General features: G+C 45.0%; 20 protein-coding genes and 1 pseudogene. All 21 read left to right on the forward strand.

Annotated elements, in window-relative coordinates:
• Nucleotides 1-32 precede the first annotated feature (32 nt).
• The 21 genes and pseudogenes from cbiE (at nucleotide 33) to AC58P7_RS17845 (ending at nucleotide 19,065) form a co-directional block, all read left to right on the forward strand.
• Entirely contained in the window at nucleotides 33-1,280 is a 1,248-nt protein-coding gene (gene cbiE, locus AC58P7_RS17745) for a precorrin-6y C5,15-methyltransferase (decarboxylating) subunit CbiE (RefSeq protein WP_497345104.1), read from the forward strand.
• A complete protein-coding gene (gene cobI, locus AC58P7_RS17750; protein WP_497345106.1) occupies nucleotides 1,273-1,983 on the forward strand; it encodes a precorrin-2 C(20)-methyltransferase in 711 nt (236 codons plus the stop codon). Before cbiE ends, cobI begins: the two co-directional genes overlap by 8 nt.
• Nucleotides 1,983-2,759, forward strand: coding sequence for a precorrin-4 C(11)-methyltransferase (gene cobM / locus AC58P7_RS17755; RefSeq protein WP_497345108.1), 777 nt, complete (start codon nucleotides 1,983-1,985; stop codon nucleotides 2,757-2,759). The genes cobI and cobM overlap by 1 nt, the downstream gene beginning before the upstream one ends.
• Nucleotides 2,756-3,889, forward strand: a complete 1,134-nt coding sequence (locus AC58P7_RS17760) for a cobalt-precorrin 5A hydrolase (RefSeq protein WP_497345110.1) — start codon at nucleotides 2,756-2,758, stop codon at nucleotides 3,887-3,889. Before cobM ends, AC58P7_RS17760 begins: the two co-directional genes overlap by 4 nt.
• 18 nt (nucleotides 3,890-3,907) lie before the next feature.
• A complete protein-coding gene (locus AC58P7_RS17765) occupies nucleotides 3,908-5,299 on the forward strand; it encodes a cobyrinic acid a,c-diamide synthase CobB (protein WP_497345112.1) in 1,392 nt (463 codons plus the stop codon).
• 10 nt (nucleotides 5,300-5,309) lie between these two features.
• Nucleotides 5,310-5,867 (forward strand): nitroreductase family protein, encoded by a 558-nt coding sequence (locus tag AC58P7_RS17770; protein ID WP_497345114.1) that lies wholly within the window; start codon nucleotides 5,310-5,312, stop codon nucleotides 5,865-5,867.
• A complete protein-coding gene (locus AC58P7_RS17775; protein ID WP_497345116.1) occupies nucleotides 5,858-6,205 on the forward strand; it encodes a (2Fe-2S) ferredoxin domain-containing protein in 348 nt (115 codons plus the stop codon). The genes AC58P7_RS17770 and AC58P7_RS17775 overlap by 10 nt, the downstream gene beginning before the upstream one ends.
• Before the next feature lie 51 nt (nucleotides 6,206-6,256).
• Nucleotides 6,257-7,279 (forward strand): annotated as a pseudogene (gene cobT, locus AC58P7_RS17780) (nicotinate-nucleotide--dimethylbenzimidazole phosphoribosyltransferase); the annotation flags it as partial.
• A gap of 90 nt (nucleotides 7,280-7,369) precedes the next feature.
• Nucleotides 7,370-8,062, forward strand: a complete 693-nt coding sequence (gene bluB, locus AC58P7_RS17785; protein ID WP_497345292.1) for a 5,6-dimethylbenzimidazole synthase — start codon at nucleotides 7,370-7,372, stop codon at nucleotides 8,060-8,062.
• 46 nt (nucleotides 8,063-8,108) lie between these two features.
• Complete coding sequence (gene cobO, locus AC58P7_RS17790) at nucleotides 8,109-8,663, forward strand: cob(I)yrinic acid a,c-diamide adenosyltransferase (protein WP_497345117.1); 555 nt, start codon at nucleotides 8,109-8,111, stop codon at nucleotides 8,661-8,663.
• A 212-nt stretch (nucleotides 8,664-8,875) separates the two neighbouring features.
• Nucleotides 8,876-10,039 (forward strand): serine hydrolase domain-containing protein, encoded by a 1,164-nt coding sequence (locus tag AC58P7_RS17795; RefSeq protein WP_497345119.1) that lies wholly within the window; start codon nucleotides 8,876-8,878, stop codon nucleotides 10,037-10,039.
• A 445-nt stretch (nucleotides 10,040-10,484) separates the two neighbouring features.
• Nucleotides 10,485-10,808: a hypothetical protein gene (locus AC58P7_RS17800; RefSeq protein ID WP_497345121.1), complete on the forward strand. Its 324-nt coding sequence runs from the start codon at nucleotides 10,485-10,487 to the stop codon at nucleotides 10,806-10,808.
• Between the two features lie 238 nt (nucleotides 10,809-11,046).
• Nucleotides 11,047-12,516 (forward strand): putative glycoside hydrolase, encoded by a 1,470-nt coding sequence (locus AC58P7_RS17805; protein WP_497345123.1) that lies wholly within the window; start codon nucleotides 11,047-11,049, stop codon nucleotides 12,514-12,516.
• 227 nt (nucleotides 12,517-12,743) lie between these two features.
• Nucleotides 12,744-13,637 carry an SDR family oxidoreductase gene (locus AC58P7_RS17810; RefSeq protein ID WP_497345125.1) on the forward strand — a complete coding sequence of 298 codons (894 nt, stop codon included), beginning with the start codon at nucleotides 12,744-12,746 and terminating at the stop codon, nucleotides 13,635-13,637.
• A gap of 468 nt (nucleotides 13,638-14,105) precedes the next feature.
• Nucleotides 14,106-14,528 carry a DoxX family protein gene (locus tag AC58P7_RS17815; protein WP_497345127.1) on the forward strand — a complete coding sequence of 141 codons (423 nt, stop codon included), beginning with the start codon at nucleotides 14,106-14,108 and terminating at the stop codon, nucleotides 14,526-14,528.
• Between the two features lie 81 nt (nucleotides 14,529-14,609).
• Nucleotides 14,610-14,939, forward strand: a complete 330-nt coding sequence (locus AC58P7_RS17820; protein WP_497345129.1) for an ArsR/SmtB family transcription factor — start codon at nucleotides 14,610-14,612, stop codon at nucleotides 14,937-14,939.
• Nucleotides 14,936-15,355, forward strand: a complete 420-nt coding sequence (locus tag AC58P7_RS17825; protein WP_497345131.1) for an SRPBCC family protein — start codon at nucleotides 14,936-14,938, stop codon at nucleotides 15,353-15,355. The genes AC58P7_RS17820 and AC58P7_RS17825 overlap by 4 nt, the downstream gene beginning before the upstream one ends.
• A gap of 212 nt (nucleotides 15,356-15,567) precedes the next feature.
• Nucleotides 15,568-15,720: a hypothetical protein gene (locus AC58P7_RS17830; protein ID WP_497345133.1), complete on the forward strand. Its 153-nt coding sequence runs from the start codon at nucleotides 15,568-15,570 to the stop codon at nucleotides 15,718-15,720.
• A 137-nt stretch (nucleotides 15,721-15,857) separates the two neighbouring features.
• The gene (locus tag AC58P7_RS17835; RefSeq protein ID WP_497345135.1) at nucleotides 15,858-16,430 is read left to right on the forward strand and encodes a TetR/AcrR family transcriptional regulator; all 573 of its coding nucleotides are present in this window, start codon (nucleotides 15,858-15,860) and stop codon (nucleotides 16,428-16,430) included.
• Between the two features lie 267 nt (nucleotides 16,431-16,697).
• Nucleotides 16,698-17,831 (forward strand): NADH-dependent flavin oxidoreductase, encoded by a 1,134-nt coding sequence (locus AC58P7_RS17840; RefSeq protein WP_497345137.1) that lies wholly within the window; start codon nucleotides 16,698-16,700, stop codon nucleotides 17,829-17,831.
• Between the two features lie 40 nt (nucleotides 17,832-17,871).
• Nucleotides 17,872-19,065: a multidrug effflux MFS transporter gene (locus tag AC58P7_RS17845; protein ID WP_497345139.1), complete on the forward strand. Its 1,194-nt coding sequence runs from the start codon at nucleotides 17,872-17,874 to the stop codon at nucleotides 19,063-19,065.
• Nucleotides 19,066-19,347 lie beyond the last annotated feature (282 nt).

Here is a 19,347-nt window from a genome sequence, read left to right on the forward strand (position 1 = left end):
GGTTCAAAAAGCAAATAAGGAAGTGAATTGAAGTGAAGCCGGCTATTAAAATGATCGGAATTGGTGATAACGGAAAGGCAAGTCTACTGCCTTTATATCTAGAGTGGATTCAACAGTGTGAGGTGCTCGTAGGCGGGGAGAGGCACTTGCAATTTTTTGCCGATTTCAAAGGTGAGAGAATGACCATTAAAGGTGCTTTGTCTGAAATGATGGAACAATTGAAACAAGAACATAGATCGATTGTGATCCTTGCCTCAGGAGACCCATTATTCTACGGCATAGGTAGTTATGCTGCAAAAAAACTCGATCGTGTGGAGATTTATCCCCACTTAAGCTCGATTCAGCTAGCTTTTGCAAGATTAGGTCAAGGTTGGCAGGATGCCTATGTGACAAGTGTTCACGGCCGCAGCATGAAAGGGTTGGCACAGCGGATCGACGGTCGACAAACCATTGCGCTGTTAACAGATGCAACGAATAACCCGAATACGATTGCTCAGTATTTACGCCATTATGGTATGGACGAATATCGTGCTTTTGTAGCTGAGAATTTAGGCGGGAGCAATGAAAAAACCGGTTGGTACTCGCTGCAGGAAATGGCAGAAGCCGAGTTCTCTCCTTTAAATGTTGTTATTTTGCAAAAACAGTCTAACAGTCCTGTATGGCCGCTTGGCATCGAGGATGATCAATTTGCCCAGCGAAAGCCAGACAAGGGTCTGATTACGAAAAAAGAAGTGCGCATATTAAGTGTAGCTAATATGAACTTACGGCCGGATAGCATTGTCTGGGATGTCGGTACCTGTACGGGCTCTATTGCAATTGAGGCAGCTCGCATTGCGCGCTTAGGCGAGGTGTATGCGATCGAAAAGAATGAAGCTGATTTGGAAAATTGTAAACAAAATATGGTGAAATTCCGTACAGATCTAACAGCCGTTCTTGGCAAAGCGCCGCAGAGACTTGAGGAGTTTCCTGACCCGAATGCCATCTTTATAGGGGGCACCGGCGGAGAAATGCAAGAGCTATTGCATATTTGCTGTACTCGTCTGCAAGCAGATGGCGTTATTGTCCTAAATGTTGTGACCATTGAAAATCTCTACGAAGCCAATAAAGCATTTGAAGCAGAAGGCTTTCATACCCAGATTACCTTATTGCAGGTTTCGCGAAGTAAGCCTATTTTGGATATGAATCGATTTGAGGGCTTAAACCCGGTTTACATCATTACTGCCAAGAAACGTCATGCAAATGAAGAAAGTCTGAGTAAAGGAGCTGCCATCATTGAGTAAATTAGGTAAATTGTATGGCGTAGGTGTGGGGCCTGGTGATCCGGAGCTGATAACGGTGAAAGCATTTCGCATTCTGAAGGAATCTCCGGTAATCGCGTATCCGCGAAAGATGCGCGGGGCTAAAAGCTACGCTCTAACGATTATGGAAGCGTATGTGAATCCGGCGGAAAAGCAGATGCTAGGGCTTACTTTTCCCATGACGAAAGATAAAGAGGCGCTAGAGAAGCAGTGGACCAAGACAGTTGCGGATGTATGGGGATTTTTACAGGAGGGGAAGGATGTAGCTTTCGTTACAGAAGGAGACCCGATGATCTACAGCACATTTATTCATATGATGCGCTTGATGAATGCCGAGCATCCTGAAGTAGAAGTGAGATCGATTCCTGGCATATCGTCTATTACGGCTTCCGCCTCAACTTTGGGGATACCGCTAGCAGATGGCGATGATCAAATAGCGATCGTTCCTGCTACAAATGATTATGATAAGATGCGTAAGGCTTTGGAAGAGCATGATTGCGTTGTCTTTATTAAGGTAGCCAAGGTCATTGACTTAATGCTAACCGTTTTGAGAGATTTGAAGCTTGTTGATAAAGCATCGGTGATAACCAAGGTGACGTCATCTGAAGAGTTGATTTGGCGCAGCGTGGGAAGCTTGGCGGGTCGAGAACTGGAATATTTAACCTTAATGGTGGTGAGAAAATAATGAAAATATATATTATCGGCGCAGGTCCAGGTGATCCTGATTTAATTACTGTAAAGGGCTTAAGACTGCTGCAGGAAGCCGATGTCGTCCTCTACACAGATTCTTTAGTCAATGAAGAGCTGATTGCTAAAGCAAAGCCTGGTGCAGAAGTGTTGAAAAGCGCAGGCATGGATTTGGATGAGATGGTTCGCATTATGGTGGATCGCGTGAAGCAGGGCAAAATGGTTGCCCGTGTTCATACAGGTGATCCAGCTGTTTTTGGAGCCATTATGGAACAAATCGTACTGTTAAAAAAGGAAGGTATCGGTTATGAGATCATTCCGGGAGTCAGCTCTGTTTTTGCGTCTGCGGCTGCTCTTGGAGCAGAGCTAACGATCCCTGAGTTAACCCAAACGGTGATTCTCACACGAGCAGAAGGCAGAACCCCTGTACCGGAGCTCGAACGTTTAAAAGACTTGGCAGCGCATCATTGCACAATTGCGTTATTCTTAAGTGCGACTTTGACGAAGAAGGTTGTTAATGATTTCAGGGAAGCCGGCTGGCGTGAGGATACGCCGATCGCCGTCGTGCAAAGAGCAACCTGGCCGGATCAAATTATTGTACGTACGACACTCGCTCATTTGGAAGAAGATATGAAAAAGAATGGAATTCGCTCCCATGCCATGATTCTAGCGGGTTGGGCGTTGGACCCTGATATTCATCAAAAGGAAGAATATAAGTCCAAGCTTTACGATAAGGAGTTTACGCACCGCTTTCGCAGAGGGGTAAGTTCATGAGCATCCAACTGCTAGAGGGAGAAATCCCAACCATTCATCAAACATCTGATTTTGCGATTATCGCTATTACGAAACACGGTGTGGAATTAGCGCGGAAGCTGCAAAGTCAGTTTGCACATGCAGACCTGTATTATATGAGTAAGTTTAACCGAGGAGATGAGGACTCGCGGAACATTCAGTCTTTCGATGGAAGTGTCCGTTTGTTGTTTCCGGCTTTGTTTCCAGCATATAAAGGTCTGATCATCATTATTTCGTTGGGCGCTGTCATTCGCATGATAGCACCTTTATTACAGGATAAGAAGAAAGATCCAGGGATTGTCGTCATTGATGATAAAGGAGAGCACGTCATTAGTGTGCTTTCCGGTCATTTGGGCGGAGCTAATGAGCTGACGCTGGAAGTTGCCGCAGCCATTGGAGCGAGACCCGTCATTACTACAGCCTCTGATGTGCAAAAGACGATTGCCGTTGATTTATTCGGTCGTCGTTTTGGCTGGCAATGGGAAGCGGAAGACAAGCTTACGCCGGTTAGTGCAGCAGTTGTGAATGAGGAGCAAATTGCCGTTGTTCAGGAATCGGGTGAACGGAATTGGTGGCTGCATGCCAATCCCATGCCTGCCAATATACAAGTATATGAGACTGTATCTGAGGCCATGCTGGCGAAGCCAAACGCTGCGCTCATCGTCACGCATCGTCTTTTACATCCGGATGAAGCCAGACTATTAGACAATGGAGTATTGTATCGTCCCAAGGTGCTTGTGATTGGAATGGGCTGCAATAGAGGCACTACACTGGAAGAAATTGAGGCGGTTATTACTGACACCTTGGCGGAATTGCAATTTTCGATCCGCAGTGTGAAAGCGTTGTGTACGATTGATTTGAAACAGGATGAGCCAGGACTGCTGGAGGTATGTCAAAAGTACGGCTGGGAGATGGTATGTTACACGGCCAATCAATTGAATGAAGTTAACATCGAAGCTCCATCGGAAACGGTATATAAATTTACAGGAGCTTACGCGGTAAGTGAGCCTTCTGCTAAGTTATATAGTGGAAATGAGCAGTTGATTGTAAATAAGAAGAAGTCAGGGAACGTGACGATTTCGCTCGGAATGATTCATTTTCCACGATTATAGTTTGGAGGCTTTATTATCATGCATAGAAGAGTAGTGATTGCCGGAACAGGCAGTGGTGTTGGCAAAACAACGCTGACACTCGGATTGATGGCCGCTCTGCGTAAACAGGGCTATGTGGTTCAAGGCTTTAAGTGCGGACCCGATTACATTGATCCGAGCTATCATACAGCTGTCACTGGAAGAGTTTCACGAAATTTGGATAGCTGGATGCTAAATCACGATACAGTGAAGGAAATCTTCGATCGAGGAAGCAAGGAAGCGGATATTTCGGTAATTGAAGGTGTAATGGGTCTTTATGATGGTAAAAATCCACGTACGAATGAAGGCAGTACGGCAGAAATAAGTATGATTCTGGATGCGCCAATTGTCCTTGTTGTCAATTGTCAAAGCATGGCTCGCAGTGCGGCTGCCATTGTGAAGGGATTTCAATGCTTCTCCCCAGGAATTCGGATCGTTGGCGTCATTGCCAATAAAGTTGGAAGCGATGGTCATTACAAGCTTGTTAAGGAAGCTATTGAACAAGAATGTAATGTGCCCGTTCTTGGCTTCCTAAAGCGCGATGATAAGATCGAAATTCCAGAGAGGCATTTGGGACTTATACCATCCATTGAAAGAGGCGAGCTTAAACCTTTTTTTGATAGACTCGCAGACCTAATCACTTCCCAGATCGATTTGGATAAGCTCATTGAGTTATCAACGTGTGAGCCAGTTACCTTTGATGGACATTTATTTTCCTCCATCCAGAAGCCGAAACAGGTGAAAATAGCTATCGCCAAAGATGCTGCCTTCAATTTTTATTATCCGGAAAACTTAGAATTGCTGGAAGCCTATGGTGCAGAAATTGAATATTTTTCACCCTTAGCTGGCGATGTACTGCCCATAGATGCAGACGGACTTTATATAGGCGGGGGATTTCCTGAGGAATTTGTCGAACAGCTAATGCATAATGATGACGTGAAAGCTTCTATCGTCAAAAGTATCACAGCAGGACTTCCCACCTTGGCAGAGTGTGGGGGCTTCATGTACTTAAGTGAGGGCATCGAAGACACACAGGGGAATTATTATCCTATGCTCGGGCTGGTTCCTGGGAAAGTGAAAATGCAGCATAAACTAGCCGCACTGGGTTATCGTGAAATAACCGGTACACCTGGGAATTTTCTTCTAGGGCCACAAGATCACGCGAAGGGTCATGAATTTCATTATTCCATCTTTCAATCAAATGGAGATCAAGAAATCAGGTCTGCCTATGAGACGAAAGGGTTGAGAGGCACTAAGCAAGAAGGATATATGCAATTTAATGTGATTGCGGGTTATACACACTTTCATTTTGCATCGGCGCCTGAAATGGTTCAACGATGGATTGATACATGTCTGGCTTTTAAAGCTAGTCGAAACCATGAAATAGAGTAGGAGCATACCAATGACTGTCCTAGAAACATTGAAAGACCGTAGAGCCGTGAGAAACTATCTACCCCTTGAAGTAGAGACGGATAAAATCACTAGGCTGCTTGAAGCTGCGACTTGGGCGCCGAATGACCGTCTGCGTGAGCCTTGGCATTTTTATATTATACGTGGTGAAGCTAAGCTGCGGTATAAAGAAATAGCCAACGAATATTTGCAGGAGCGCTTTCCAACGAAGCCTAATTTGATTCAAGAATCCCTGATCGTTTTGGAGAAAACCCCGCTTGTAATTGTGGTAACTGCGGATATGATCCCTGGAGATGAAGCCTCGTCTGAGGATAATGAATATGCAGTAGCTTGTGCGATTCACTCCATGTGGCTTGCCGCTAAGGAATTAGGGCTTGGATTGGTTTGGAGAACGAGAGGGATCGGGCTTGTGCGTGATGAACGTATGCATCAATTTATCGGCTCACCCGAGAATAAGAAAGTAATCGGTACTGTCTTTATCGGCTATCCGGAAATAGAACCAAAACTGACCGTACGTACCGCAGTGGAGGATAAAACAACATGGCTGTAAAATGGGGACAGGTTTTGATATGTGCAACCGGCTGCTGCTGTGGTCGGGTGGATAAAGGGGCAGCTCCGATTCCGTTGGAGTGGTTGCAGAAAAGCTGGAAGCAATTCTCACTTCACAAATCTTTGCAGCTCTCTACAACAGGCTGCATGGGACCCTGTGATCGTAAAAATGTGATCGGAATTATAACGAGGGAAAAACAACTATGGTTAGGAAACCTTACAGAAATTACGGAATATGCTGCGTTACTTGAGTGGTTTAAAGAGTCAGTTGAAGCAGGTCAATTGATTGAATTACCATTGTTGTTAAAAGATCATTGCTTTGAGCGTTTTGTTGTTTAACACAATAATGCAATTAGGTGAAACGTGTAAAGTACAGGAAGGAAGATAATTGTGGAAACATTGCTTCAAGTCTTAAACGGGATCGAACGGCCGAACTTCGTTTTTATGAGGCAAATGCAGTCACGTTTGAATAATCTGACAAAGCCGCTTGGCAGTTTAGGGGAACTTGAGGATATAGCCGTTCGGCTCGCTGGTATACAAGGAACGTTGCAGCCGAAGGTTGAGCATAAAGCGATCGTGGTGATGTGCGGTGATCATGGCGTGGTCGAGGAGGGCGTAAGCGCTTATCCTGCAGCAGTGACGGGCATGATGATAGGCAATTTTGTTCGTGGAAGGGCAGCAATCAACGTGTTAGCCCGGCAAACCGGCTCTATTGTCCGAGTTGTCGATATCGGCAGTAATCTCGCTGAAGTACCAGAAGGTGTCATTGCGCGAAAAATTCGTTGCAGTACAGCTAACATGGCCAAAGGTCCAGCGATGACGAAACAGGAGGCAGTTGAAGCTATTCATATCGGTATCGATATAGCTCTTTCTCTTGCCGACGAGGGAATCGATATGATTGGACTCGGTGAAATGGGGATTGGTAATACGACACCGAGCAGTGCCATGACAGCGGTATTCACGGGCAGATCGATCCGTGAACTAACTGGTACAGGGACTGGTATTGATGATGCTGCACTTAATGCCAAGATTGAAGTGATTGAGCGGGCGATTCACCTCAATCAGCCGAACCTGGATGACGTGATTGATGTCATTGCAAAAGTCGGCGGGCTCGAAATTGCTGGATTAATTGGGGTTATTTTGGGTGCTTCTTCCCGTAAAATTGCGATTGTAATCGATGGAGTCATCACTGGAGCCGCCGCTTTGGCGGCAAGCCGCATTGAGCCCCGCTGCCGTGAGTACATGATCGCATCCCATCTTTCAGTCGAGCCGGCGCACTGTATCATCCTCGATGACCTTGGCCTTAAGCCGATACTGCATCTCGGCATGCGGCTTGGTGAAGGAACGGGTGCGGCGCTTGCTTTTCCGATCATTGAATCTGCCGTTAGAATTGCGGATGAAATGGCTACATTTGAAGATCTGGGATTCCCAAGTCCTGCACCGGAACTAGAGGCATACAGCATGCTTTCGTTGCCGTTAGTCCCTGCACCTTTGTTAACAAAAATGAAAGCTCCTGAGCTTACCGGATCAAGTCCTAAGAGTTCCCATGCACATGCTTTTTCAGCTGAGGAGAAAGCAGCCGTTTACAAAGTGATTGAGCAACGGCGAGACATCCGAACGTTTAAACCGGACCCAGTCCCGAACGATTTACTTATGCGACTATTACAAGCCGCCCATCACGCACCTTCGGTCGGGTTTATGCAGCCGTGGAATTTTATTGTTATCACATCGGAGCAAACAAAGTTCAAGCTGAAACAGGCAGCTGACAAGGAACGGAGAGCCTTGCTCATTCATTATGAAGGCGAGCAATCGGAAAAGTTTGCTAAGCTGAAAATCGAAGCGTTGACGGAAGCTCCCGTCACCATATGCGTGACGCTGGATCCGACGCGTGGAGGATTGCACGTTCTTGGACGTAACTCGATACCCGAAACGGATCTTGCTTCCGTTGCCTGCGCAATTCAAAATTTGTGGCTTGCAGCGCGATCGGAAGGGCTGGCGGTCGGCTGGGTCAGCTTTTACAAAAAACAGGATATCCGTCATATACTTGGAATTCCTTTTCATATCGACCCCGTTGCGCTGTTATCCATTGGATATACCGATCATTTTCCGGAGCAGCCCATTTTGGAAAAGGAAGGTTGGCGGAAGAGGATGAATTTGGAGGAGTTAATTTTTTCTGAGGCTTGGGGCAGAAAATAATTATTCATGCGGTGCTCTGCTGACGATTGAACGAGGGGGAAATTCCATGGATCAGACTGCAACAAAGAACCGTAAAGGCTACACGCTCGTTTATACGGGAGATGGCAAAGGGAAAACGACAGCAGCCATTGGTTTGGCCGTCCGTGCGGTTGGGCGGGGATACAAAGTGCTAATGCTACAGTTTATCAAATCACCGCAGCGTACATATGGCGAACAAATTGCTTTGCGTAAAATCGGTGTAGAACTGCGTCAACTAGGCGTCGGATTCACTTGGACGAAAACGCCTGAGGAGCATCGCGAAGCTTTACGCAAAGCATGGGAGATGGCGAAGGAGGAAACGATTAACGGTGATTGGGACGTCATCATTCTTGATGAAATCAACAATGCACTGGCGATTGAACGATTTCCGATAGACGACGTCCTTCCATTGTCCGAAGTAGTAGAGCTGATCGTACGTCGACCCCGGCATCGGCATATGGTTCTGACCGGACGTAATGCGAAGCCTGAAATTATCGAAAAAGCTGATCTCGTATCTGAAGTACAGGTCGTTAAGCATTATTATCAAGAAGGCGTATCTGCCGTGCTTGGTCTTGAATATTAGTCTTGATCGTAGACTCAAACCAATTCCGCGGATGCTTTGGGATTGGTCATACCCCTGTCAAGTAGACAGATGAAAAAAACTATGCTGCCAACGCGCACCGATATTCAATCGGTGCGCGTTGTTTCAGTTTGGCTTGAAACCGCTGGTAGTTATCCTTATGGAAGATTATGCTATAATTATGATCGAAAACGTTTCTGGGAGGGGATAGGAATATGAACTCAAGTATTCGACTGACTGAACGATTGACTCCACTGCTTAAGAGTGTAATGGAAAAGGGGCCGGCCGGCTGTGCCTGTACCGTTGTGCGGCGGGGAGAAGTTGTATATCAGGAAACCCTGGGTTATGCGGATTTGGAGAAGAAGAAGGAGATCACTCCGGATACAATCTACCGGATCTATTCGATGACAAAGGTAATTACCTGTGCAGCGGCACTTATGCTTTATGAAAAAGGACTTTATCTGCTTAACGATCCGTTGGAGGAATACCTGACGGATTTCAAAAATCCACAGGTGTACCGATACAACGAATACGGAGCCAAGGCTTTATCTCCTGTGACGGGTCCGATCCGGATAAAGGATCTTTTCACGATGTCCTCCGGGCTTACATACGGTGGGGACGGCACGGAAACCGAAAGGCAAACTCGTACAATCATGGAGAACGCTGCAACGACCGTGGATATGCAGGCTTTGTCCAAAGCGTTGGCGTCCGTTCCGCTGTCTTTCGATCCCGGCACGCACTGGAAGTATGGTACAAGCCACGATGTCTTGGCCGCATTGATCGAAGTGCTGTCTGGACAAACATTTGGTAATTTTCTGCAGAAGGAAATTTTCGATCCGTTGGGGATGACCGACACCTCATTCCGGATACCGGACGACAAGCGGGATCGTCTATGCACCATGTACGATCTTGCAGAAGACGGCACGCTTACTCCTAATACAAGGATGGACGCCCACTATCAACCGGGAAGCCGTCATGAAAGCGGCGGAAGCGGCCTGCTTTCGACGATCGCCGATTACAGCCGGTTTGCGCAACTGCTGGCGAAGGGCGGGGAGCTGGACGGGGTGCGGATTCTTAGCCCGAAGACGATTCATTTGATGGCGACCAATCATTTAAGTTCGCAGCAGCTCAAGGATTTCAACTGGCCGCATATGAGTGGTTATGGCTATGGTTTGGGCGTCCGTGTTATGATCGATCCTGCATTAGGCGGCATCAACGGCTCGATCGGTGAATTCGGCTGGGCCGGTCTAGCCGGGTCATACTTGATGATTGATCCGAAGGAAGAACTGTCCGTCGTGTACATGCAGCAGCTGCTGCCGAGCCTTGAGCCCTTCATTCATCCCCGACTACGGGCTGCCATTTACGGGGCATTGGACTAAGAATGCCGGGTTAACGGTGGCGAGAGTTGGCGCCATAAACACAGCAAATGCTTTAAAAAGACATGTATTTTTTCGTCCATGTCTTTTTTGACTTCAAGGCAACGGAATCCAGCGAATGAGTGAGTAAAAGTGAGAAAAACCCTTAAAACCATGACCAATACGGTCAGGTTTTTTTTGTTTCCTATTGGGAAAAGGCTCTGAAAGGGGGATTATTGATGAGTAAGGGATGTGAAAAATTACGAACGTGAAGTTGCTCAGCTAAACAAGCCTGTTAGGGCATCGACATTGCGAAGGAAACTCATTTAGCACAAGCGACTAATTTTCGCGGCATCGTACTTTCTCATCGTCACCTCACATTTTCAAATACAATGAAGGCTTCGAAAAATTAGTACGGTGGATCGATGGACTGAAATAAAAACACCGTTTACAGGGACTCCTCATTGGCATGGAGCCGACTGGACATTACGGGTCAAACCTGGCTAATTGGCTTGCAGACGTGTTCAGCCGAGGATTTTACTATGAATACTCTCGACAAGCTGCAGTCTTTGAAATGTTGCGAACAATGGTGAGTGATCAGGAATATTGGGTGACAAATAGTGTACGGCTTCAGAAGCGAATCATCCGCTGGATAGACATTCGCTTCCCTGAGTATTTTTCTGTATTTAAAGATTGGATCTGCAAACGTTCCTTGGCTACGCTTAAGGAATTCCCATTTCCGCAGGTTATTAGCTCATGGACCTTCCTCTCCCAGCCTTGCCAGCAGTATTGACGGATTCTATATACCATTTTCATCATTTGTGGTACAGCGTTTGCGCTGCATGTTTGGCTAACGAGGAACTTTAGTGCAGAAGCTGCTTAGACGGCTCTTTTTTTATTTATTGTACAAACAAGGAGCATAGTTTAATCGCTTCGCGAATATTTCAATTATTGAGTATCAAATTTCCCGTTATTACCAATTAAAAATAACTATTAGAATTGAGTGATTTTGGGAGAAGGGGGAGAACATCGTGAAGAAACAAGGTCTTATTTTTATTATGCTATTTTTAGTACTCTCGTTGTCAGCTTGTTTGTCATCAAAAGTTGCTTTAAACACGCCGAATCCATCGGAACCGCCATCAACGTCTGCACCAGAAATCACGCCCACGCCCACACCCATACCCGCGCCATCGCCCTCAGATTCACCGCTCGCGGTGTCGCCAATACCTGCAGCAAGTCAAGCACCTGCATGGGATCCCCCAGTACACTTCGATTATCCAGATGCTGTACGTGGAATTTATGTAACAGGTTGGTCAGCTGGAGGGGACCGTATGCCTAAACTTCTGTCACTTGTTGATAACACCGACCTAAATGCAATGGTGATAGATATAAAAGATGATGACGGCTATATCACATTTAAGCCTGAGGGAAAACTTGCAGAATTTGGCCAGCCTTACATAAAAGATCCCCAAGCACTCATGAAAACTCTTGAACAGCATAAAATCTACCCAATCGCTCGTATTGTTTCCTTTAAAGATACGGTTTTGGCGAAAAAACGTCCAGACCTTTCTTATGTTGACGGCAACAGTATTTGGCGAAATGGTAACGGTGACGGGTTTATCAACCCATTCCTTAAAGAAACATGGGATCATAATATAGATGTAGCAAAATTGGCTGCAGAACTTGGGTTTAAAGAAATACAATTTGACTATGTGCGATTCCCAGAAGGCTTTGAAAGTAGGGACAAAGTTCTTAAATATTCATTGGGCGATTACAAGGATAAAAAACCAACTAAATTTGAACAAGAAGAAAAAGATTATGTTGAAGCCTCTAAGAAATATCAAGACGATTTGACTTCTTTACAGATAAAGTTGACAGATGCTACGAATACCTACAATTCAGCAAATACCGACGAAAATAAAAAAGCAGTGGACGATGCTCAAAAGAGCATGTCTGATCTAAAAAAACATGCACCCCAAGTACCGGATTTTAGCGATAAAGCACGTATGACACAGCTTCGTGTTGATGCTGTCAGCGACTTTGTCGCATATGCCAGAGAACAACTAAAACCGTATAAAGTAAAAGTCTCTGTTGATATCTTCGGATATTCTGCTACATTGCCTGAAGCTCCAGGTATCGGTCAGAACTTTAACCGCATTTCAAGCTCAGTAGATGTAATTTCGGCTATGATTTATCCAAGTCATTGGTCCGATGGTTATTTTGGAATTTCAAAACCAGATAAAGATCCATATAAACTTGTTACCGAATATATGAAAGCTGAAAAAGTGAAGTTTGCACAACTCCAGACTCCACCCCTATCGCGTCCTTGGATTCAAGACTTTACAGCAAGCTGGTTAGGTGCCGGCAATTATATTAAATATGGCAAGGCTGAAGTAGATGCACAAATTAAAGCCTTAAAAGATGCTGGTGTTACTGAATACCTAATCTGGAATGCTAACAATTCCTACACAGAAGGTGTAACCTATATACCAGTTGAATAACACAAAAACAAGGCTGCCGCGGAACCAACCGGGCAGGCGGCAGATGATCAGCTGCCTATTCTCAACTAAATATAACTGACAAGTAAGATTTCGACTTTTCATCTCCATCTTTTCAAAATGTTCAGGAACGGCACGGTCCAATACAGGACGGTGCCATTTAATTTGTGTAGCCTAAGTGATTTTCAGAGCATAAACTGAGATATGCCGAATGCAAGGAGTAGAAACATATGCGACAAGTAGATGGATACATGAAAAAAGTCGAGATGATTCCAATCCAATTCCCGCCGCAGCAACAGCCGTTTCAACCAGGATTGGAATGGATGATGGTGCCGCTACCAGTTTCGGAAGACCCCAACTATCGAGGAAGCGGAAAGCTGGCGGGAAAAACAGCTATCGTATCCGGCGGGGACAGTGGTATCGGCAAAGCGGTCTCAATTGCATTTGCCAAGGAGGGGGCAGACCTCGTCATCGTTTACCTAAATGAACATCACGATGCCGAAAACACGAAACAACGCATTGAACAATTAGGGCGTAAATGCTTGACGATCGCTGGCGATTTGGGCGATGAAAGTTTTAGCCGGTTTGTAGTAGATAAGACGCTGAACACATACGGGTCAATCGACATTCTCGTAAACAATTGTGCGGAAATGCATATTCAAAAGAGCTTCGAACAGATAAATCCTCAACAGTTGGTACGAACGTTTCAAACGAACATTTTTTCCTTCTTTTACTTATCACAAGCCGTCCTGCCTTATTTAAAGCGGGGAAGCTCGATTATTAACACGACATCCAGGGTCGCCTATCTCGGGAAGAGCGATTCGATTGACTATGCAGCTACAAAAGGCGCCATTGTAACATTTATCCGTTCACTTGCTTTGAATTTGGTTGATCGGGACATTCGCGTGAATGGTGTCGCCCCAGGACCGGTCTGGACACCACTGAACGTATCGGCAGGGTATACGGTTGAGGAAATCATGACATTCGGTTACGAAACTCCGATGAAACGGGCCAGCCAACCGGCGGAGTTGGCCCCTGCTTATGTTTATCTAGCAAGCGACGACTCCAGATATGTAACGGGACAAATGATTCATGTTAATGGTGGTACCATTACGAATAGTTAAAACGTTAAGCATACAGCGGATAATACTGACAGGACTACTAAGTTTATGTAAAAAAATTGGGAATCCACTTCCCGAACGTGTTACAGGATGTGATCTTTTAATCAATTTATTGATGAAATGTATATTAAAGAACTTAGGGAACGTACAGGCGATTTACCATTAATTTTAGTACGACCGACATTGATATTGACTAATACTGAAGGAGAAATATTACTTGTACAAAAAGCTTCGGCATTATCGCGCCGAGGCTTTTTAACATTTAGTCAAAGAGCCATATGGCATAAAGTGTTGTCACACATTGCTAACTAACGTTTTCATGTGGAGTTTAAAAATGTTGTTGACATGACACCATATGGTGTCTTATACTCAAATAGACACCATATGGTGTCCAATTGGGAGCTAGTCATTTAGAAAATTTGGAGCAAGAATATAGTTCACTTGAATCAACACTTATGAGGAGGAAACAAAATGAGCACGTTCATTGGTACGGAAACAACCGCGAAAGTAGAAACCCAGCCACGAGGAAAAATGATTGCTTATTGGTCAGTCACATTACTACTTGCAGCAGCTGTTACGTTAAGTGGTATCGGGCAACTGATGCAATATGGAGGAAACCTCGAGTTAGTGAAGAATCTTGGTTACCCATTATACGTCTTGACCATTCTCGGGATTTGGAAAGTGCTTGGAGCCATCGCTCTCGTCGTGCCAGGTTTTCCTCGGCTTAAAGAATGGGTTCACGCTGGTATCTTCTTTTTAATGACTGGTGCGGCTTTATCTCATGTTTTTGCTAACGATTATGGTGAGTACGGGTTTCATATTATCCTTCCGTTTTCATATGCTGCACTAAATATCGCCTCGTGGGCGCTACGTCCGAAGAGCCGCAAACTTTAAGGAGGTGGTAAAATCAACGGCTCTCCCTTCGTACCACCAATAAGTTTCTACTACAGAAAATAATATTTTGGAGTGGGTGCTATGAGCGAGAACAACCAGTCGCGGGATGTGTATGACGCGATTGCTGATCCAACTAGGCGCCGACTGATTCGTTTGTTAGCAGAGGCAGAGGAGATACCGCTTCATGAGTTAACGGCACAGTTTCAAATGGGCCGTACAGCGGTATCCAAGCATTTGACAATCCTTAAAGAGGCCGGACTGGTACTTGATCGAAAAGTCGGGAGAGAGACGCGATTTAGGTTAAACGCCTCTCCACTCAGAGAAATTCAAGATTGGGTGGCTTTCTACAGCAATTTTTGGCGTACGAATATGTTGCGCTTGAACCAACTATTAGAGGAGGAAGAAGAATGAGTTTAACATTAACCTTGGACTTTCAGTATAAGACATCGACTGAGAAGCTTTGGTCCGCCTTAACCGATTCAAGCAAGCTTGCCAAGTGGGTGGTCAACATCCACACCGGTCAAGTGACGGAAAATGATTTTAAGTCCGTCGTAGGACACCGTTTTCAGTTTCGCACTCAGCCGACTGAATGGTGGAATGGAATTATCGACGGCGAGGTGCTTATCGTGGACGCACCAAACCGGTTGTCCTATACTTGGGCCAGCGGAGAGAAGCACACGGTCACCTGGACGCTACAGGATTTAGGGGACGGAAAGGTTAACCTTCATCTCGAACAAACCGGAATCTCAAATGCTCAAGCACTGGGTGGAGCTAAGTATGGCTGGAGTAATTGGTGCGGCGAGCTTGAAAAGGTGTTGGAACAATAACTGCAATCGAAACAGAGAGCCATGGCGGGATTCCTGCCGTGGCTCTGTTGTCACTTGCCGAAGTAAATATGATCGGTTGCTTCTCTCGGATACCTATTTTCAGCAAATTCCCGTCCCAAACATATATCAAAAGTATTGCAGGAATAAACATGATCTGCATCACCAATAATAAGGTTACACCCTATAGGACATAAAGGAAGGAATTACACACCATGGACATTGATGCTTTTTTAGCTGAAGTCCTCAGCTCAAATGAGGATTGGCATGTAACAACGAAGGATGCAGTATCGGTAATAGATCCGATTATTGAGAAGGTTACCCCTTTTTTTGACAAACATGAAGATTACCTAGAATCAGGATTTTAAGAAAGTCAACACAATCTGGCAGCTGACGGATCGGATCAACTGCTTTCTCAGGGACGGGCAGGATAGTTTTATGAATTTGGATAACTGAGGACTCGAAGTAATTTGACTTTAATCGAATGATCGTTTAATATTGAAACATGAGACATAAAGATGAAAATAAAAGCGAGAGCATTTTTAATTCAGCGATCCAGCTGATAAATGAACATGGTTTATCGGAAACTTCGATGTCCAAGATTGCAAAAAAAGCCAACGTATCTTCTTCAACGATTTACGTTTATTTTGAAAACAAGGAGGATATGCTGAATAAACTGTATTTGAATGTCAAAAAGAAGATGAGTCTAGAAGTGCTTCATAATTACGATGACTCTATCTCGTTACAATCAGCTTTCGAACATGCGTTGAAAAAGTATATAAACTTTATTTTGACCAATAAAGAAGAATTTTTATTTATTGAGCAATTTGCAAACTCACCTCTCCTTCATAAGTTATCTCGAAAAGAAGGAACAGATTTGTTTGAGCCGATCTTTAGCTTACTTGAAAAAGGCAAGAGTCAACATGTTTTCAAACAAGTGGATACGAACTTGCTCCATATGTTCATGTTTATCCCGGCCATGCAATATGTAAAAGAATATTTTGGCGGTCGAATAGAGTTGAAACAGGATAGCTTGAACGAATTAATTCTAATGACCTGGGATGCTTTAAAAGCTTGAGACTTTCAGAGGGAACAAATCCCTCTGATTTGAAATGTTTAATTTTAATCGAACGATCGTTTATTTAAAAAACGAACAGACGGGAGATCATCAAGTAAAGCCAATAAATAAACGAACGTTCGATATTTAGATGTTTAATAACGAAAGGTTCGAAGCGCCAATCCATGAGCACTCATTTGGTCAGGGTTTGCTATTAAAGATGCTTCAAGTATTTGCCTTCTGATGTCTAAACTGTTATCAATAAATCAAATGAAAAGAGGACAAAAAATGAATTCGAAATACAATCCACTGTTCCAGCCTTTCACGTTAAACGGTATTACGATCAAGAACCACATCGTTATGGCACCAATGACAACTTGGGCAAGCAACGATGATTTAACCATTTCCGAGGAGGAAGTCAGCTATTACCGCAAAAGAGTTAATGGGGTTGGACTCGTTATAACGGGGTGCACGCAGGTCACTCCAAATGGACAAGGCTTTACGAATGAATTTGCCGCTTACGACGATTCCTTTATTCCGAGCCTGCGAAAACTTGCTCATGCTGCGAAAAGCGGTGGGGCCCCCGCTTTGCTTCAAATTTTCCATGCCGGTAATAAAGCTTTGCCGAACCAGGATATTGTTAGTGCCAGCGTAATGAAAACAGAGGCTACAGCATTTGCTCCAAGCGTAGAATCAAGAGAGCTCTCGCACGAGGAAATTTTATCGATTATTCATGCCTTTGGAGAAACTACGAGAAGAGCGATTGAAGCTGGATTTGATGGTATCGAAATTCATGGTGCTCATGGATTTTTGATCCAAAACTTTTGGTCGCCAATGACAAATCTACGTACAGACGAATGGGGCGGCACACTTGAGAACCGCTTGCGTTTCCCAACTGGAGTTATTGAGGAGATCAAAAGTGTCATTAAGAAGCTAACACAAAAACCGTTCATTTTAGGATTCCGCCTTTCCCCCGAAGAATCGAAACAAGGGGGGCTGCGAATGAAAGATACTTACGAATTAATTGAGCGACTTGTTGAACTAGATGTCGACTATATCCATGCTTCGTTGGATGATTTATCTTCAAAACCGATTAACAGCGAAAATGACAAAACACGGCTCGAATTGATTCTCGAAAAGGTAGACAGCAGAGTACCCGTCATGGCTGCTGGTTCCGTTAAAACACCTGACGATGCGCTTAAAGCTATAGAGTTAGGGGTACCGCTAATTGCTATTGGTCATGCGTTAGTTATGGACCCAGAGTGGGTTGAAAAAGCTGAAAATGGCCGGGAAGCAGAAATCGATATGGAGTTGAAGGTTTCAAAATCCGTCCATCTCAAACTTCCGGAAAAACTTTGGAATGTTATTCAGGCAATGCCGGGTTGGTTTGCGATTAGCAAAGAAGAAGAGCAATTGAACTAAACGGAAATATTGGAAAGAAGAATAGGAGATTGTATTTATTATGACCAACAAGAACACACAGCATGTTTTTAGACTAGCTTTGCTGCTTGGTTTATTTTCGACACTCGGGCCTTTTACTATCGATATGTATTTACCGGCGTTCCCGGAGATTGTGAAGCAATTCGATACGACGGCTTCGCTGGTGCAGCTCAGCTTGACCGCTTGTTTACTCGGACTCGGCATCGGCCAGATCGTTATGGGTTCGTTGAGCGACGTCTACGGTAGACGCAATCCGCTTCTCATCTCCATGGCCGTTTATGTCGTTGCCTCGTTAGCTTGCGCATTCTCGCCAAATATCGGGGTATTGATCGTATTTCGGTTCGTGCAAGGTTTTGCCGCTTCGGCGGGCATTGTTATCTCCCGCGCAATCGCTCGCGACCTGTACAGTGGTCACGAGCTCACAAAATTTTTCTCGTTGCTCTTGCTTGTTGGTAACTTAGGTCCGCTCGTGGCACCGGTTACCGGTAGTGGGATTCTTTCTTTTACTACTTGGATCGGCGTATTTATAGCGTTGGCACTGCTGGGAATCTACCTATTGACGATGACAAAATGGAGACTACAGGAGACTCTGCCATCTGATCGCCGCAGGCCCAGCAATTTCGTGCAGCAGCTGCGGAACTATGGATCGCTCATGCGAGATCGCAAGTTTGTTGGCTACATGCTGGCACAAGGCATTATGATCGCGGGGGTCTTCGCGTATGTTTCGGGAACGCCCTTTATTTATCAAAATATTTACGGGGCCTCGCCGACCGTATTCGCTCTATTGTTCGGATCGAACGGCATCAGCCTGATCATCGGCTCCCAACTGGTCGGGCGGATGGCGCATCGCGTATCCGAACACGCCTTTCTATTGTTCGGCCTATGGCTTGCCTGTTTGGCAAGCGTCGCTGTCTTAGTGGTGGCCATCGTCCATGGACCGCTGTTCGCATTGGTGATTCCGCTGTTTTTCTTCGTAGCGGCAATCGGCATTACATCAACGGCATCATTCCCGCTTGCAATGGAGAGCCAAGGTCATATGGCGGGCAGCGCTGCTGCGCTACTTGGTGTCATTCCCTTCTTGCTCGGAGCGGTCGTCTCTCCGCTAGTCGGCATCGCGGGTGAAGACACTGCTGTTCCGCTAGGCGTAATTATTTTATTGACGAGCGCCGCAGCGATGCTGGCTTACTTCTTTCTGGTAAGAAGAAGCCCACGATGAGCAGCTTAAGTTAGTAGCATGTGGTAAATGGAAAACACCAGTCTGGCACTGTAACTTAGTGATGGACTGGTTTTGTTTTTTTGGCAATAGAATTTTTTTCATAAAAAATTTGCTTCATTTTCAACGTAATTACCCCATCCCACGACTTCATTTTAATCATGTTATCCAGTATTTTAGAACTTTGCTCCACAACTACAAAGCAGATTTCTGACAACAACATATCTCTTTGGAGTATGAAAATTCCACTTTTACTAATTAAATCATGCAAATTTGGGGATAATT

The organism is Paenibacillus sp. J22FR5 (genome assembly GCF_059691975.1).

Bases quoted from the DNA above. Each gene is read 5' to 3' on its own strand.
- cobM (WP_497345108.1), top strand. From the start codon at position 1,983: ATGAAAATATATATTATCGGCGCAGGTCCAGGTGATCCTGATTTAATT.
- AC58P7_RS17760 (WP_497345110.1), top strand. From the start codon at position 2,756: ATGAGCATCCAACTGCTAGAGGGAGAAATCCCAACCATTCATCAAACA.
- AC58P7_RS17765 (WP_497345112.1), top strand. From the start codon at position 3,908: ATGCATAGAAGAGTAGTGATTGCCGGAACAGGCAGTGGTGTTGGCAAA.
- AC58P7_RS17770 (WP_497345114.1), top strand. From the start codon at position 5,310: ATGACTGTCCTAGAAACATTGAAAGACCGTAGAGCCGTGAGAAACTAT.
- AC58P7_RS17775 (WP_497345116.1), top strand. From the start codon at position 5,858: ATGGCTGTAAAATGGGGACAGGTTTTGATATGTGCAACCGGCTGCTGC.
- bluB (WP_497345292.1), top strand. From the start codon at position 7,370: ATGAAAGCTCCTGAGCTTACCGGATCAAGTCCTAAGAGTTCCCATGCA.
- cobO (WP_497345117.1), top strand. From the start codon at position 8,109: ATGGATCAGACTGCAACAAAGAACCGTAAAGGCTACACGCTCGTTTAT.
- AC58P7_RS17795 (WP_497345119.1), top strand. From the start codon at position 8,876: ATGAACTCAAGTATTCGACTGACTGAACGATTGACTCCACTGCTTAAG.
- AC58P7_RS17800 (WP_497345121.1), top strand. From the start codon at position 10,485: ATGGAGCCGACTGGACATTACGGGTCAAACCTGGCTAATTGGCTTGCA.
- AC58P7_RS17810 (WP_497345125.1), top strand. From the start codon at position 12,744: ATGCGACAAGTAGATGGATACATGAAAAAAGTCGAGATGATTCCAATC.
- AC58P7_RS17815 (WP_497345127.1), top strand. From the start codon at position 14,106: ATGAGCACGTTCATTGGTACGGAAACAACCGCGAAAGTAGAAACCCAG.
- AC58P7_RS17820 (WP_497345129.1), top strand. From the start codon at position 14,610: ATGAGCGAGAACAACCAGTCGCGGGATGTGTATGACGCGATTGCTGAT.
- AC58P7_RS17825 (WP_497345131.1), top strand. From the start codon at position 14,936: ATGAGTTTAACATTAACCTTGGACTTTCAGTATAAGACATCGACTGAG.
- AC58P7_RS17830 (WP_497345133.1), top strand. From the start codon at position 15,568: ATGGACATTGATGCTTTTTTAGCTGAAGTCCTCAGCTCAAATGAGGAT.
- AC58P7_RS17835 (WP_497345135.1), top strand. From the start codon at position 15,858: ATGAGACATAAAGATGAAAATAAAAGCGAGAGCATTTTTAATTCAGCG.
- AC58P7_RS17840 (WP_497345137.1), top strand. From the start codon at position 16,698: ATGAATTCGAAATACAATCCACTGTTCCAGCCTTTCACGTTAAACGGT.
- AC58P7_RS17845 (WP_497345139.1), top strand. From the start codon at position 17,872: ATGACCAACAAGAACACACAGCATGTTTTTAGACTAGCTTTGCTGCTT.